Below are 18,144 nucleotides of genomic sequence, written 5' to 3' on the forward strand. Positions count from 1 at the left end.
CTACTACTACAAAGGTTGCGCTTCGCCGAAGCGATATAAACTACTAATACACTAAAATTTTTGCCCAACTACTTAAATTATACTTTAACTAAAAACGAGCCTTCAATGCGAATTGAGGGCTTTTTTTATGCCCTGCGCCGAATGTGTTAAAGAATGCGCCGTTTGTGCTAACGGTGGCGTGTTTCAGTTACGCACTTTTGCAACGGCTTCTTTTATTTCTCACGTTAAATCAAAAACTCTTTAAACAACAAACATCATGTGTAGCGTATCATTTTTTTCAGGTACCAGTTACTCAGGTAATGGTAAAGCCTACAATGGCCAGCAAGGCCAAGCCGATTTGGGGACGCAATACTACAAAGCGAATGAAAAAGACGACCTCAAAAACGATATTCAGTCGGTGCAGACCGACGGTAACGGTTGGGTGATTGTGTTTGACGAATTAAACTACCAAGGGAACTCCCTACTTATACCTAACAATTCAACTATTACAGATTTGGAAGCATATCCTCGTGGAGACGGTGGGGATTGGAAAAAGCAAATCCAGAGCTTTCTGATGTACGATGCGCAGCCTGGCTTCTGGAATTTTAACCCACCCATGCCACAAATCAACGAAGCCGCTTTTAGTAAGTTATTTCCTGATTCGTACGAAGACGATAAACTAGCGGGGGCGGCCATTGCTTACAACATCGAAGACTCGGTGTATCGGATTTATATGCCGACGTTTTCGTGGAGAGATATTAATTCTACCTGCTATTATGTTCATTTAGACCACGAAAACTCCGCCGCTACCGACGACCACGCCGAATTTTATGCGGTTTTTGACAACAATGGAAACTTAACCGACATTCAAAATTTCAATTGGTCAGAAGGAGGGGCTTTTAACATAACCAGCAATGCCGTTGATGCCATCGAAGACATTGTGTCGCTGACGGGAGACCTTTTGGACGTGGTAACTGATGGGGTTTCGACGGAGGTAGCCGATGTGTTTAATGACGTGTTTAGTGTCGGTTGTAAGATTTTTAATTTTGCTTGTGGGCAAATTTACAAATACACCGACAACGGCGGGGTGTTCTACTTCCTTCCTGTTATTATCCACATCATCAACCGTCTAACCTGCTCTGTGAATGCAGGAACGGTAGATTAATGTGTCCAATTCATCTCTCACCCCCTTAATTTTAAAACAATGCAATTCAATAATACCACTTTCGAAAGCGCCTTAGATACCTATAATTCAACCGATTTGGTTCTACAGGGGCCTTGGATGCCTTGGCAAGGTTACACAGGGCAAAACAATGAGGTACTACAATATACATACAATACGCAATCTTACCGAACTTGGAACCAAGAGTCTTCGCAAACAAACGTTCCGATTACTTCCCTAAATTTGGGATTAATGGTGTCGTGCAAACTAGATTGTGTACGTTCAAAACAAGATGACCACATCATTATTTTGGTAGGTTTTATGTTGGACAACAATCTGCCTAAAATTTGTTTTGCCCAAGCCTTGGTAGAATTTACCGACGGTACTGCGCCTAACATCAACACGGGGCCAATTGCCTCGGGCGATATTTCGCAAGGTATTTATGACGCTATTAATACCCAAACCCAAGGCCAAGGAACGGGGCGTTCTGACTTTCCGTACATCGCTAAAGCCAACATCGACTGCATCGTTGCGTCGGTAAGTTAACATCCCAATCCTGTAAGCGTTTAATAAAAAAGCCCTTAAAAAGCCTCATTTTGAGGCTTTTTTTGTGTCCTGCGTCAAATGTGCTAAAGAATGCGCCGTTTGTGCTAACACTTGCTAGGCTGAAAACCACACATTTGCTTCTGTCTTATCCAACTCACTCTACTCATGAAAAAGCTCTTTTACCTCCTAGTTTTCCTTTGGTGTGTACAGCCCGTTTTGGGACAAAACTCTTTCTTTGGTAACCCGAAATCGGATGCTTCAAGTTCGGTTTTTCAACAGTCGCCGTCAGCGTTTCAATATACCAAAAAAGCAAGAATGAGCCAGCCAGTTTTGTTGGCCGCCAACCCACTTGAAGCAGGCACACGCGCGCACCAAACAACCATGACGTCCCCGAACGCCAGGGCGCTTAAACCTCTCAGTACAATTACTGTAACGACATTGTCAGACCAAGTGAGCGTCAATGGTCAATGTTCACTTCGGGAAGCAATTGCCAATGCCAACAACGACGCCGCCACCAATTCCGACTGTGCAGCAGGCTCGGGAGCGGATGTGATTGTGTTGAATGCAACAGGAACCTATACCTTGGGAGGAACAGAGCTTTCCATCACCAGTGCTATTACCATCCAAGAAGGTTCGGGGGTGACAGCAACTATCAGTGGCAACAACGCCTCGCGCGTTTTTAACGTTTCTACTACCAATGGGAATCTGAAGCTTAACGGGTTGACAGTGGAAAATGGGAGTACAACAACAGCGGGAGGATGCATTCAACTGGGGGCGAATACAAGACTTGAATTTTTAAGTGGGGTATTACAAAACTGTAGTTCAACCGTAAATGGTGGTGCCATTGGTACAATTGCGTCGCCACATGCTATTACCATTTACCAATCAACACTCCAAAATAATACTTCAGGTGGCTTTGGTGGGGCTATTTTTCAATCTGGTACAGCTGAATACCTATCGGTGTATCAAACAACCTTTAACAACAATCAGTCAGGTGGTGGTACACTCGGCGGCGGCGGTGCTCTTCATTGGTTGGATAGTGCCGGAGGTACTTTGGAAATCGGCGATAATTCTTTTACCAATAATAGAACACAGGCTACTGCTACGACTGATGCACTAGGAGGGGCTATTTATGTAAATGTTGGGAGTACTTCTACGACAGAAATCACTGGTTCAACGTTTACGGATAATCAAGCACTCAATGCGTCAAATTTGAACCGCGGGGGAGCATTTTACAAAACGGGAACAGGTTCACTAACGTTCAGTAATAACATTCTGACAGGCAACAGTGCCGCTTCTGATGGAGGGGGGATTTTTAATAACCAAGGCACGCTTTCGGTAAAAAATACAGAGATTGCTGGCAGCGCTACTTCGGCCAATGGCGGTGGGGTTGCGAACGTGAGTGGGGCGACGTTAAACTTGGTTGGTTCGGCTATTTCGGGTTACAGTGCCACAAACGGAGGGGGAGCGTGGAATGCAGGAACGTTGAGAATTGTCAATAGTACTATTTCGGGTAATACAGCTAGTAGCGGTGGAGGTATTTGGAATACAACGGGGACGATTACGCTCAGGAATGCCACTATATCGAATAACACCGCCACCACAGGCGGGGGAATAAATAGTAGTAGTGGAATTGTTAGCTTAGGAAACACGATAGTTGCAGGAAATACGGCCGCAACTGGTGCTGACATTTCAGGGACGATTAATTCGTCTGGGTATAATTTATTTAGTAACTCAAGTGGCATGACGGGCACTGGTCCAACCGATATTGTTAATGCTTCACCTGGATTATTGCCTTTGACCAATGATGGTGGACTAACCAAGACGCACGCATTATTGCTGGAGAGCCCCGCTTTAAATGCAGGAGTCAGTGTACTCGCAAAAGATGTTTCAAATAGCAATGCCGATTTGACTACTGACCAACGCGGAGGTGGGTTCGTAAGAAAGTTTGGTACCAGTGTTGATATTGGCGCTTATGAGCTTGCTTGTTCGGGTCCGTTGGTAGTAAATACGCTAAGTGATGGAGTCGATGCAGTTCCTGGGGATGGTGTTTGTGCCACATCGGGTGGAGTGTGTACTTTACGGGCAGCTATTCAGGAGGCCAATGCACTGACAAGTTGCAATAGTTCTATTACTATTAGCATTACTGCCACAGGTACAATAAACCTGACGAGCGCACTTCCAGCTATCGACCATGACCTGAGCATTACGGGGCCTGGGGCAAATGTATTGTCGGTAACTGGTGCAAACTTATACCGTCCATTTACCATCAATACTGGAAAAGTGGTTGCTATTTCGGCCTTGACCGTTACCAACGGTTACGATGCAAACCAAGCAGGAGCCATCCAAAATTATGGTACCTTGACAATGACCAATTGTACCGTGAAAAGCAGTTCCGCACCACAAGGGGGAGGAGTTCAGAACGATGGGGTACTCACCATGACGGGTTGTACCATCAACAGTAATACTTCAACGGGAGCGGGGGCAGCTTTTGCCATGTACGGAACCACCACCACCCTCGTTAATTGTACCGTTAGTGGGAATACTGCAAGTAGTACAGGGGGCGGTTTTTTGGTTGGATTGGGTACCTTAAATCTAACCAATTGCACCGTAACGAACAATACGGCTACTGATGGTGGGGCAATGAATTTGTCGGGTTCAGCCCATGTGCTCAAAAACTCAATCATTGCAGGAAATGTTGCTACCAATACGAGCAATGAAAATATTGCAGGTTCGGTGAGCGCTTCTAGCTCCTACAATCTAATTGGCGCAGGAGGTGTAGGAGGATTGACCAACGGAACAAATAATAATCAAGTGGGGATTGCGAATGTCTATCTTGCTGTATTGGCCGACAACGGTGGACCGACCCAAACCCACGCTTTGTTAGCCAATAGCCCAGCACTTGACAAAGGTGCGGCGATAGCAGGGCTTACCACCGACCAGCGCGGTCAAGTTCGTGCCTACGATATTTCTACCATTGCAGCGTCAAGCGGGGGGGATAATAGCGACATTGGAGCATACGAAGCAATTCCATCGTGTAATACCGTCGCCCTTAGCCCATCTTCATTACCTAGTGGAACGGTAGGTGTCAATTATTCCCAAAGTATTACTGCAACGGGCGGGACAGCCCCTTATACTTACTCCGTCACATCGGGTAGCGTACCAGCGGGGCTTACTTTACAAAGTGATGGAACATGGAGCGGTTCGCCAACGGAGGGAGGTACTTTCAACTTTACCGTTACTGCCATTTATGGCCTTGGCTGTTCAGGAAGCCAAGCATATACGCTAACTATTAATGGGTGCTCAAGTGCCCGTACTTTCACCGTCAATGATACAGGAGATGGCGCCGATACCAATCCTGGGGATAATACTTGCGCTACGGCAGGAGGGACTTGTACTCTTCGCGCCGCAATGCAAGAAATTATGGCTTCAGGGGGCTGTTCTAATACAATTAATTTTAGCGTAACGGGTACGATTAATATCGCGACCGCCTTGCCAGACATTACACTCCCCTTGACCATCAATGGAGGAACCAGTGGAATGACCATTAATCGTAGCAGTGGGGTTGCTTTTCGTATTTTTACGGTGAATAGCGGCGTCGTATCCTTCAACAAATTGACGATTAGCAACGGTAGTGGAGTGGAAGGAGGGGGTATCTATAACGCCGCTACCCTTACGCTCACGGAATGTGTGCTCAGTGGAAATACGACAACAGGAGCTCGGCCACTTACAGGAGGAGGAGCGGGAGTTTTCAACGCGGGTACGGGTGTGCTAACCCTCAACCGCTGTGCTGTGGTGAATAACATTGCTACGGGGCAAGCGGGCAACGGTGGCGCAGGGAGTGGCGGTGGCGGCGGTGGCCTTGGAGGAGGAATTTTAAACAACGGAGGAACGGTTAATAGTACCAATACAACCTTTTCTGGAAACCAAGCAGTTGGTGGAGCAGGTGGGGGAGGGACAAGCGGATGTTGCGTTGGAAGCGGTGGTTCAGGTGGTGGAAATGGTGGTGTAGGAGGTTCTGCCCTCAATCCTTCACTCCCCACGGCGGGCAACTTCGGCGGCGGTGGCGGCGGTGGTGGAAACGGTTACAATGGTGCTGCTGGTGGACGTTTCGGTGGTGGCGGCGGTGGTGGCCAAGCGGCAGGAGGTGGGACAAGTGGCGGTGCCGCGGGTTTCTTGGGAGGCAGTGGTGGGGCAGGAAGTTCTTCGGTTTCTCGCAACGGTGCAGGTGGCGGTGGCGGTGGTGCTGGGGGAGCTATTTTTCAAAATGGCGGGACTACCACCCTTTTAAACGTTACCATTGTAAATAACACTGTGACGGGAGGGGCTGGAGGAACTTCGTCCAACGGCCCAAGCAATGGAGGAGCAGGGAGTAGCCGTGGTGGAGGTATCTACAACGAATCAGGGACCGTTACGTTAAAAAACGCCATTGTGGCGGCCAATAACGCACAACAAAGTAGCTACGCTGATTTTGACAATAATAGTGCGGCTTTTACCACAAATGGCTACAATCTTTTTGGGAGTGGTTCGGGGGCGCCTACGGGTGGTTCGCAAGACCAAAGTATTGCTTCAAGCAGCGTATTTACGACGGTCGTAAGTGCTTTGGGGTATTTTGGAGGAGGGACGGTACCGTCACATAGGCTCTTATCGGGTAGTCCAGCAATCGACAAAGGAAGCGCGGCGGTCAGTGTTGACCAACGAAACCTTACTCGCCCCGTCGATCAGCCTGGGGTCAGTTCTGCCCCAGGAGGCGATGGAAGTGACATCGGAGCACTGGAAGCACAAATCTGCTCAGGGACAGTAGCAGTTTCTCCAAGCACCATACCCACCGTTGGTTCGGGTGCTCCTTATAATTTAACATTAAGCGGAAGTGGTGGAACTGCGCCTTACTTTTTTAACTTAATCTCGGGTAGTTTACCTACGGGACTAATCCTGTCGCCTACAGGAAGTTTATCGGGTACTCCGACCGTTAATGGTACTTACAATTTTACGATTCAAGTTGCTGACAATCTTGGTTGTGTCTCCGACCAAGCTTATACGGTGGTTGTATTTTGTCCAACCATTACCACCCACCCGACCAGTCAGGTGATTTGTGGAGGGACAACGGCGACCCTGTCTGTGGCAGTTGATAACTCAGCTGGGGTAAGCTACCAATGGCGAAAAGGTGGAGTAACTATCGACGGAGAAACGAATAGTACGCTTACAATCTCTTCTTTTTCGTCGGCCAATGAGGGTAGTTATGACGTGGTGGTAAGTACGGCTGCTTGTGCCATGATTCCTTCCAATGCCGCCACTTTGACCCTTGCTGGAACGACAACCATGACCAATGCCATGCCGTATTGGGGAGGGCAGTTGAACGGAAATCAGTTTCAAGTGGGTACTGTCAATAGTAGCGGTTCAAATACGTGGCCATCAACGGAGCCACCTGGTAATGTTTTTGACGGGACATTTGCCAAATCGCTCATTCGGGTAACAACCAACGCAGGGTATATTTTTACCCCCGCAAGTTGCAGTCAATCAGGGCGAGTTATCAATTCTTTTAGAATTTATACTGCCAACGACACACCTGACCGCGACCCCTCAAGTTACTCCCTTTATGGTACTAACTCGGCGATTTCAGGAAATGGCCCCTTTGATGCTACTCAGTTTACTCTTATTGCTTCGGGCGCTCTTGCATTGCCTTCTGGAAGGAATACGAGTACGTTAGACAACGCCAATTCGCAGTTGGTGAGCTTTACAAATACGACTCCCTATACCTCGTTTATGTTGGTTTTTCCAACCATTAAGAACGCTGGGGCCACAATAAGCACACAAATTGGGGAGATTAAATTGTATCCCGAAAATAACCAACCTACCTTAAATACGACGACCGTAAGCATCGCCCAAGGAGTAACTACCACAGGTACGTCAATGGGGAGTGCTACGTCGGGGACTACACAAGCGCCCAATACCCTTACGACGGCTGTCAGTAGCGATGGAACAAACTTTGGCTCGTCGGCTACGTTGAATGGAGTCACGCTCAATAACGTCGTTGTGGCAGCCGATGGAAATGTAACGGCGAATGTGAGTGCTTCCTGTACGGCTACTAATGGTAGCTTTACCGTTAAAATTACAAATAATCAAAGTCAGAGTGTTTTGGCTACGGTGGCAATTAACGTCGCTGCCAATTCCGCCCCAACATTGACGTATGGCAATGCTTCTGTCAATACGGGTACCGCTACCACGGTCAATCCTGCTACTGGCGCTTCTGACAATGGAAGTATTTCGACCATTGTGTTACAAAGCGTTTCGCCAGCTACTTCACCTGCTACCTTGACGGTGGACAACGTAACGGGGGGAGTGACAGTACCCAACAATGTACCAGCAGGCGTTTATACGGTCACCGTTCGTGCCACGGACAATTGTAGCAGCTTTACCGATGCTACCTTTACGTTGACCGTCCAGTCGGCCGACTACGCCATTTCTATTGCAAGTAACGTGCTTACCATCAACGATGTATCGGGCAATGGCGAAGCGCTGAATATCTCCGAAAGCGGTAGCAATATTCGTTTTAACGTAACAGGCCGTACGTATTCAATAAACGGTGGGGCAATTACCCCATTTACTACTCCTGCGGATGTGGCACTTGCGGGAATTACCAGCATTGTAGTAAACACTAGCACAGGCAATGACATCATCAATGTGGGAGGCTTTGCCTCCAACCCCCTTCCTAGCCTAAGCATCAATGGCGGCACGGGAGACGATCAGGTGAACTTTAATGGTGACATCAACTTTGTGGCTAATGCTAACTTGGATGTGGATTTGCAAAACGATGATGCCAATCCTGGCACGGATCAGGTTTCTTTTACGAACAATGCTAATCTATTACTCACGGGCACTGGTGCCGCTGTCCTAAAAGTCAGTCGTAACATTGTCTTTAGCAATGGCACCGCTTCTCTCGAAACCACCGACGGGAACCTGACTTTGGAAGCTAATCAGCAGACTACAGCCAGTACAGGCAACTTTGTCGGCGTATCGGTCAATGGCGCTACCGTAAGGGTCAATGGTACAGGTTCACTCAGCGTTAAAGGCAAAAGTGGCGACGACTCAGCCATTAATCAATTTGGAATAGTTGTACAAAATGGCGGATTGATTAGTGGTGGTACCAGTGGTACTGCTACGATAGAGGGTTCGGTAGGTGCTGGATCTGCCAATGGTAATATTGGCGTGTATGTCACGGGAACTAATGCCCGCATTAGTTCTTTGGGTGGGAATGTATCGGTAGTGGGTTCGGGAGGAAGTACGGGGGCAAGTTCAACCTGTAGTGGTGTAGTGGTAATCACAAATGGAACCATCACTGCGGGTGGCAGTGGCACTGTAACGGTAAGTGGTACGGGTGGCGCTGGCAGTGGTAACTTTAATGCAGGGGTTTACGTCGCAGGAACGGTCAATACATTGATTACTTCTTCGGGGGGAAATGTGAGCGTAACTGGCATTGGCGGAGGTACTGGTTCAGGGAATAACAATCACGGCATTTGGCAGGAGTTAGGAGGCACCATTACGGCAGGGGGGAGTGGCTTAGTAACTGTGCAAGGTACGGGAGGAGCTACTACTGGAAACAATAATAATGGCGTTTACATGAAAGATGCCAATACCAAAATCACTTCTGGGGGAGGTAATGTCAGTGTAACAGGTATCGAAGGGGGAGGAGCAGGTAGTTTGGGTATTAGCCAAGCTAGTTCATTAGGTATTACTACCGCCACCAACGGCGGTAACATCGCCCTCATTGCCAATAGCATGGATTTAGCGAGTACCATCAGCACTCAAGTCGCAGGCAGCACTACTTTACGGCCATATACCAACAACGTAGCCATCAACCTCGGCACATCTACGAACAGCATCGGTGGGCCGTTGGGGCTTAGCGATACCGAACTAGACAACATTACCACAGGTACGCTCATCATTGGTAATGCCAACAGTGGAAATCTTACTGTTTCTGGGGAAATCTCTCGCCCTGCGAGTACCAATGTACAGCTTGTCAGTGGGGGAGATGTTCTCATCAGTGGCGGTGGGTTTAATACGAGTGGAGGTACTTTATTGCTCGACCCAGGTACGTCAACAGCAGCTGTAAAACCTACGTTCAACGGCACGGATGCAACGGCGAGTACACTATCGTTGGGGGGCGACTTAAATATTGCTATCAACGGTATGACGGTCGGAGATGGAACAGGTAGTACATATTCCCAGCTCAATGTGGTGGGTGGGGTGAATTTGTTGGGGGTTAACTTGGTGTTGAGTGGTACGACTACGCTGGTGGGAGGAGAGACGTTTGTAATTGTGGACAACGATGGTACGGAAGCTATTAGTGGCACCTTTACTAATTTTGCTCAAGGCGCAACGTTGTCAAACTTTTTAAATTCAGGGTTGAATGCGACGATTAGTTATACGGGCGGAACTAATAACAATGATGTAGTGATAACGGTGGAGCAAGTATGCCCAACGGTATCCAATGCGGGTCCTGACCAAACTCCAGCCTGCGGTACAACGCAGGTGACTCTAGCAGGTAATGCACCGACGATCGGTACGGGTGTTTGGAGTGTGGTAAGTGGCACGGGTGGAACGTTTGGAAATACTTCGAGCCCGACATCAACTTTTAACGGGACCGCAGGTATTGCTTATACATTGCGTTGGACGACCACGAATGGAAGTTGTACTTCGAGCGATGATGTAACGATTACATTCAACCAAAACCCGACGGTATCTAATGCGGGTCTTGACCAAACTCCAGCTTGTGGAACAACGCAGGTGACTTTAGCAGGTAACACGCCAACGGTAGGGACGGGTGTCTGGAGTGTGGTAAGTGGCACGGGAGGGACATTTGGTAATGCGAATAGCCCGACATCAATGTTTAGCGGAACGGCAGGAAGTACTTACACATTGCGTTGGACGATTACGAATGGAAGTTGTACTTCTACCGATGATGTGATTATTACTTTCAACCAAAACCCGACAACCTCTAACGCTGGCCCCGACCAAACGGGAGCGACTACTTGCGGTTTAACGCAGGTTACTTTGTCGGGCAATACGCCGACAGTAGGTACGGGTTCCTGGAGTGTGGTAAGCGGTACAGGAGGGGCCTTTGGTACTGTTTCGAGCCCGACGTCAACGTTTAGCGGGACGGCAGGAAGCACTTACACATTGCGTTGGACGATTACGAATGGAAGTTGTACTTCTACTGATGATGTGATTATTACTTTCAACCAAAACCCGACGGTATCTAATGCAGGTCCTGACCAAACTCCAGCCTGCGGTACAACCCAGGTAACTTTAGCGGGTAACACGCCAACGGTCGGAACGGGTGTCTGGACAGTGGTAAGTGGTACGGGAGGAACCTTTGGCGATGCTTCGAGTCCGACATCAACTTTTAACGGGATAGCAGGTAATAGTTATACATTGCGCTGGACGATTACAAATGGAAGTTGTACTTCTACCGATGATGTAACGATTAGTTTCAACCAAAACCCGACGACGGCGAATGCGGGTCTTGACCAAATTCCAGCGTGTGGTACAACGCAGGTGACTTTAGCGGGTAACACGCCAACGGTCGGAACGGGTGTCTGGACAGTGGTAAGTGGGACAGGAGGAACGTTTGGCGATGCTTCGAGTCCGACGTCAACGTTTAACGGGACCGCAGGAAGTACTTACACATTGCGTTGGACGACCACGAATGGAAGTTGTACTTCTACCGATGATGTAACGATTAGTTTCAACCAAAACCCGACGGTATCCAATGCGGGTCCTGACCAAACTCCAGCCTGTGGTACAACGCAGGTGACTTTAGCAGGTAACACGCCAACGGTCGGAACGGGTGTTTGGAGTGTGTTAAGTGGGACAGGAGGAACGTTTGGCGATGCTTCGAGCTCAATGTCAACTTTTAACGGGACCTCAGGAAGTACTTACACATTGCGTTGGACGACCACGAATGGAAGTTGTACTTCCAGCGATGATGTAACGATTAGTTTCAACCAAAACCCGACGACGGCGAATGCGGGTCCTGACCAAACTCCAGCCTGTGGAACAACGCAGGTGACTTTAGCAGGTAATGCACCGACGATCGGTACGGGTATTTGGAGTGTGGTAAGTGGCACGGGTGGAACGTTTGGTACTGTTTCGAGCCCGACGTCAACTTTTAACGGGACAGCAGGTAATAGTTATACATTGCGCTGGACGATTACAAATGGAAGTTGTACTTCTACCGATGATGTAACGATTAGTTTCAACCAAAACCCGACGACGGCGAATGCGGGTCTTGACCAAATTCCAGCGTGTGGTACAACGCAGGTGACTTTAGCGGGTAACACGCCAACGGTCGGAACGGGTGTCTGGACAGTGGTAAGTGGGACAGGAGGAACGTTTGGCGATGCTTCGAGTCCGACGTCAACGTTTAACGGGACCGCAGGAAGTACTTACACATTGCGTTGGACGACCACGAATGGAAGTTGTACTTCTACCGATGATGTAACGATTAGTTTCAACCAAAACCCGACGGTATCCAATGCGGGTCCTGACCAAACTCCAGCCTGTGGTACAACGCAGGTGACTTTAGCAGGTAACACGCCAACGGTCGGAACGGGTGTTTGGAGTGTGTTAAGTGGGACAGGAGGAACGTTTGGCGATGCTTCGAGCTCAATGTCAACTTTTAACGGGACCGCAGGAAGTACTTACACATTGCGTTGGACGACCACGAATGGAAGTTGTACTTCCAGCGATGATGTAACGATTAGTTTCAACCAAAACCCGACGACTTCCAATGCGGGTCCTGACCAAACCCCAGCCTGTGGAACAACGCAGGTGACTTTAGCAGGTAATGAACCGATGGTAGGGACGGGTGTTTGGAGTGTGTTAAGTGGGACAGGAGGAACGTTTGGCGATGCTTCGAGCTCAATGTCAACTTTTAACGGGACCGCAGGAAGTACTTACACATTGCGTTGGACGACCACGAATGGAAGTTGTACTTCCAGCGATGATGTAACGATTAGTTTCAACCAAAACCCGACGACTTCCAATGCGGGTCCTGACCAAACCCCAGCCTGTGGAACAACGCAGGTGACTTTAGCAGGTAATGAACCGATGGTAGGGACGGGTGTTTGGAGTGTGGTTAGTGGTACGGGAGGGATATTTGGTAATGCGAATAGCCCGACGTCAACTTTTAACGGGACAGCAGGTAGCGCTTATACATTGCGTTGGACGATTACGAATGGAAGTTGTACTTCCAGCGATGATGTAACGATTAGTTTCAACCAAAACCCGACGGTATCCAATGCGGGTCCTGACCAAACTCCAGCTTGTGGTACAACGCAGGTGACTTTAGCAGGTAATGCACCGACGGTGGGGACGGGTGTTTGGAGTGTGGTAAGTGGTACGGGCGGGACGTTTGGCGATGCTTCGAGCCCGACGTCAACTTTTAACGGGACAGCAGGTAGCGCTTATACATTGCGTTGGACGATTACGAATGGAAGTTGTACTTCTACCGATGATGTAACGATTACATTCAACCAAAACCCGACCGTATCCAATGCGGGTCCTGACCAAACCCCAGCTTGTGGTACAACGCAGGTAACTTTAGCGGGTAACACGCCGACGATCGGTACGGGTATTTGGAGTGTGGTAAGTGGCACAGGAGGGACATTTGGTAATACTTCGAGCCCGACGTCAACTTTTAACGGGACAGCAGGTAGCGTTTACACATTGCGTTGGACGATCACGAATGGAAGTTGTACTTCTAGCGATGATGTAACGATTAGTTTTAGCCAAAACCCGACGGTATCCAATGCGGGTCCTGACCAAGCTCCAGCTTGCGGTACAACGCAGGTAACTTTAGCAGGTAATGCACCAACGGTGGGAACGGGTGTATGGAGTGTGGTAAGTGGCACGGGTGGAACTTTTGGGGATGCGAATAGTGCTACATCAAGTTTTACAGGCGTAGCGGGCAATAGTTATGTACTTCGCTGGACGATAAGTAATGGGCAATGCAGCGCCTCAACGGACGATGTGAGTGTGGCGTTCACGCAAACCCCAACGACTTCCAATGCAGGTCCTGACCAAACTCCAGCTTGTGGTACAACGCAGGTAACTTTAGCAGGTAACACGCCGACGGTCGGGACGGGTATTTGGAGTGTGGTAAGTGGTACAGGAGGGACATTTGGCGATGCTTCGAGTCCGATGTCAACTTTTAACGGGACAGCAGGTAGCAGCTATACATTGCGTTGGACGATTACAAATGGAAGTTGTACTTCCACGGATGATGTAACGATTAGTTTCAACCAAAACCCGACGGTATCCAATGCTGGTCCTGACCAAACTCCAGCCTGTGGAACAACGCAGGTGACTTTGGCAGGTAATACACCAACGGTAGGGACGGGTGTCTGGAGTGTGGTAAGTGGTACGGGAGGGACATTTGGTAATGCGAATAGCCCGACGTCAACTTTTAACGGGACAGTAGGTAATAGTTATACGCTTCGTTGGACGACCACGAATGGAAGTTGTACTTCTGCCGATGATGTAACGATTACATTCAACCAAAACCCGACGGTATCCAATGCAGGTCCTGACCAAACTCCAGCTTGTGGTACAACGCAGGTAACTTTAGCAGGGAACACGCCGACGGTCGGGACGGGTATTTGGAGTGTGGTAAGTGGTACAGGAGGGACATTTGGCGATGCTTCGAGTCCGATGTCAACTTTTAACGGGACAGCAGGTAGCAGCTATACATTGCGTTGGACGATTACAAATGGAAGTTGTACTTCCACGGATGATGTAACGATTAGTTTCAACCAAAACCCGACGGTATCCAATGCTGGTCCTGACCAAACTCCATCTTGCGGTACAACGCAGGTGACTTTGGCAGGTAATACACCAACGGTAGGGACGGGTGTTTGGAGTGTGGTAAGTGGTACGGGCGGGACGTTTGGCGATGCTTCGAGCCCGACGTCAACTTTTAACGGGACTGCAGGAAATAGTTATACACTTCGCTGGACACTCACGAATGGAAGTTGTACTTCGAGCGATGATGTAACGATTACATTCAACCAAAACCCAACGGTATCCAATGCAGGTCCTGACCAAACTCCATCTTGCGGTACAACGCATGTGACTCTAGCAGGTAACACGCCGACGGTCGGAACGGGTGTCTGGACTGTGGTAAGTGGTACAGGAGGGACATTTGGTAATGCTTCGAGCCCGACGTCAACTTTTAACGGGACTGCAGGTAGCGTTTACACATTGCGTTGGACGATTACGAATGGAAGTTGCACTTCTAGCGATGATGTAACGATTACATTCAACCAAAACCCGACCGTATCCAATGCGGGTCCTGACCAAACTCCAGCCTGTGGAACAACGCAGGTGACTTTAGCAGGCAATGCACCGACGGTGGGGACGGGTTTATGGAGTGTGGTGAATGGTACAGGAGGGACATTTGGGAATGCTTCGAGCCCGACGTCAACTTTTAACGGGACAGCAGGTAGCAGTTATACATTACGTTGGACGATTACGAATGGAAGTTGCACTTCTAGCGATGATGTAACGATTACATTCAACCAAAACCCGACCGTATCCAATGCGGGTCCTGACCAAACTCCAGCCTGTGGAACAACGCAGGTGACTTTAGCAGGCAATGCACCGACGGTGGGGACGGGTGTTTGGAGTGTGGTAAGTGGCACGGGTGGAGCATTTGGCGATGCGAATAGTGCTATTTCAAGTTTCACAGGCATTGCGGGAAGTAGTTATGTATTGCGCTGGACAATTAGCAATGGTCAATGCAGTGCCTCAACGGACGATGTGAGTGTGACGTTCACGCAAAACCCAACTCCCCCAACAATTGGCACGATTACGCAACCGACCTGTGCATTGGCTACGGGAAGCGTCGAATTGAGCGGTTTACCATCGAGTGGTACTTGGACATTGACGCGTAACCCTGGTTCTGTCACTAGTACAGGAACAGGAGGGACGACGACGGTTTCAGGCTTAGTTTCAGGAATATACACTTTTACGGTGACCAATGATGCAGGTTGTACATCGTTGGCGAGTGGGGATGTAGTGATTACTGTGCCCCCTAGCAATGTAAGTATTACAACGGCAGCAAGCGCGCCTATTTGTGCAGGAGCGACTTCCTTCACAATACCTTACACGGCCACGACGGGTAGCCCACTAACTTATTCGATTACGGGAGTAGGAATTACATCGGTTAGCAACGGAACACTACCTTCAACGCCGATTGTGGTGAATTTGAGTGGGCCAGCGGCGGGTAATTCAATTTCGTATAGCCTTGTTGTGAGCAACGCTGGCGGCTGTGTTTCGCCAAATGTTACAGGTAGTGTGGCCGTTCAAAACAAACCAACGATCACGCTAACGACGCTTCAACAAACCCTAAACGAAGGCAATAATCCCGTTCTTTGCGATACCGATGCGAATTCAGTTAACAGTTTACAGTTTAACGTCTTGATTTCGTGCGTTTCGGGTTCACCCGTTTGGCGCGTACAAGTGGGCAGTGGTGCATGGAGCAACTGGTCAGCGACAGCCCCAGTTTCCCAACCGTCCAATAACCAACCCCACCGCTACCAAGCGGCTTGCGACGCCAATTGCGCTTCGACTTATTCGGGAGTCATTGAATTGACAATTAATAACCGTGCCTCTGTTCCGCAAAATGTGTCATTGCTCGTGGATGGCGTAACAGTTTCTGTGGGTGAGACGAAGGAAGTGTGTAGTTTGGTGAATATGCCTCTTACATTTAATGCCAATTGCGCCACGGGTGAAGTAATTCTTTACTCAGTGGATGGTGGAGAATACAGTGTAGGCGTACCCGTAGGCTTGGTGGATAACCAGTATCACAATTACCGCGTACGTTGTCGGCAATCAGACGGAACGCCATCGTGTGTGGAATCTGAGTCGGGGGTAATGCGGTTAAAATTGGTGGTCATACCAGCAGCGCCGACGGTATCATTGTCATCAACAAGCAGTTGTAACCCATCGGCGAGTTTCAGTGGCCAATCAACTTGCGGAAGTTTGCGAACAGTTTGGTACAATGCGACGACGAACGTGGCTTTGCCAAGCTTACCCGCCACTGTTCCTACAGAAACGACGTCGTACTATGCGCGTTGTCAAACGGAAAATGGTTGCGTGAGCGAGAAGAGTAATGTCGTAACGTTTACGTTAACGCCAACCCAAGTTGCTCCCGTGATTACGGCAAGCCAAGAGATTGTGTGTACGGGTACAACGGTCACTATTTCGGCCAATTGCCCCGCAGGTAGCCAAACGTTCTGGAACACGGGGGTCACTGCGCCAAGTTTTGAGGTAGCGTTTAGCAACGTAACCAAACAAACCTACTGGGCAAAATGCCTTTTTGAAGGTGGTTGCCAGAGTTCAGAAAGTGTCCGCAAGGATATTTATTGGAATGCGTTTGTGGTGACGTTAATCAACATCGGTGAAAGCAAGTCGGCGGTGAAGCCAACGAATGACAAGTCATTGTGGACAAGCCAATTCATCACCCGCGACGGTGGTCCAGAATTGGATCAAAGCACGCAAGTGAATCCGACGTTATTTTACGTCGAAAACGCCAACAAAATGGCCCCTCGCTACTGGACCATCAACGTAGAAGCGTGCGGATTAAGCACTGACGGTTCATTGACCTTTGATATGTTGGCGACGCCAGAAATGGGCGTGATACGTTCGTTCAACACGCACGAGAACAACGCACCGTATTTCATGTACGCCAACCGTGAAGGCTGGACGGAATTGTATGCTCAAAACCACCCTGCCTACGGTTTTTACCAAGACAATGGGGCGGGTGGTAACGTATATGATTCGGGGTTACCAAAAGGTTTATACAAATTAGGCATTCGTTATTGGGACCAAAAGGGCTGGGGCAGCATTTATCCCTCAACGCGCAAGCCGCAAGGCAACGTGCTGGCGTACCAAGAATACTGGTTCCGCATTCAATCGCGAGATGGGGTAGGTGTAGGAGCAGCGAGGACAGCGGATAGTGAAGATGCAAAAGGCAAAGGGCAAGGAGCAAGGGGCGAAGGGCAAGGTTCGGATAACGGAAAACAGCTAACGGAGAACGGCGCCTTTGCCACCGTTCTCCCCAACCCCGTCACCAGCATTCTGCGTCTGAAGGTGCAAGATAGCAAAGGGCAAACAGTGCAAGCTGCGTTGACGGATGCTTCTGGTCGCCAAGTGATGGGTCGTAAATTTGTGCCCGAAACCAATACCCACCAAGAAGAGTTTGGGGTGAGTGAGTTGCCGACGGGGATGTATTTCTTGAAGGTGACGACGGCTGAACAACAGGCTACTTTGAAGGTGGTGAAGGTGGAGTAGGAGTGGAGTTGCCAACAAAGAAAAAGAGCGGGTCGGAGCAGGGGAAGCCTTGTCTTTGACCCGCTTTTTTGGGGAATAAAACCGTAGAAAATTCACTTCACGAA

3 protein-coding genes are annotated in these 18,144 nt (G+C 49.0%); all 3 read left to right on the top strand.

What is annotated here, in order from left to right:
* The first annotated feature begins 256 nt into the window (after window positions 1-256).
* The 3 genes from FHS57_RS26340 (at window position 257) to FHS57_RS26350 (ending at window position 18,040) form a co-directional block, all read left to right on the top strand.
* Complete coding sequence (locus FHS57_RS26340) at window positions 257-1,144, top strand: hypothetical protein (RefSeq protein ID WP_183978961.1); 888 nt, start codon at window positions 257-259, stop codon at window positions 1,142-1,144.
* Window positions 1,145-1,183: 39 nt separating this feature from the next.
* On the top strand, window positions 1,184-1,687 hold the full coding sequence (locus FHS57_RS26345) for a hypothetical protein (protein WP_183978963.1): 504 nt from the start codon (window positions 1,184-1,186) through the stop codon (window positions 1,685-1,687).
* A 165-nt stretch (window positions 1,688-1,852) separates the two neighbouring features.
* Window positions 1,853-18,040 carry a choice-of-anchor Q domain-containing protein gene (locus FHS57_RS26350; RefSeq protein ID WP_183978964.1) on the top strand — a complete coding sequence of 5,396 codons (16,188 nt, stop codon included), beginning with the start codon at window positions 1,853-1,855 and terminating at the stop codon, window positions 18,038-18,040.
* The last annotated feature ends 104 nt before the right edge of the window (window positions 18,041-18,144 follow it).

This window comes from Runella defluvii (assembly GCF_014195535.1).
Taxonomy (GTDB): domain Bacteria; phylum Bacteroidota; class Bacteroidia; order Cytophagales; family Spirosomataceae; genus Runella; species Runella defluvii.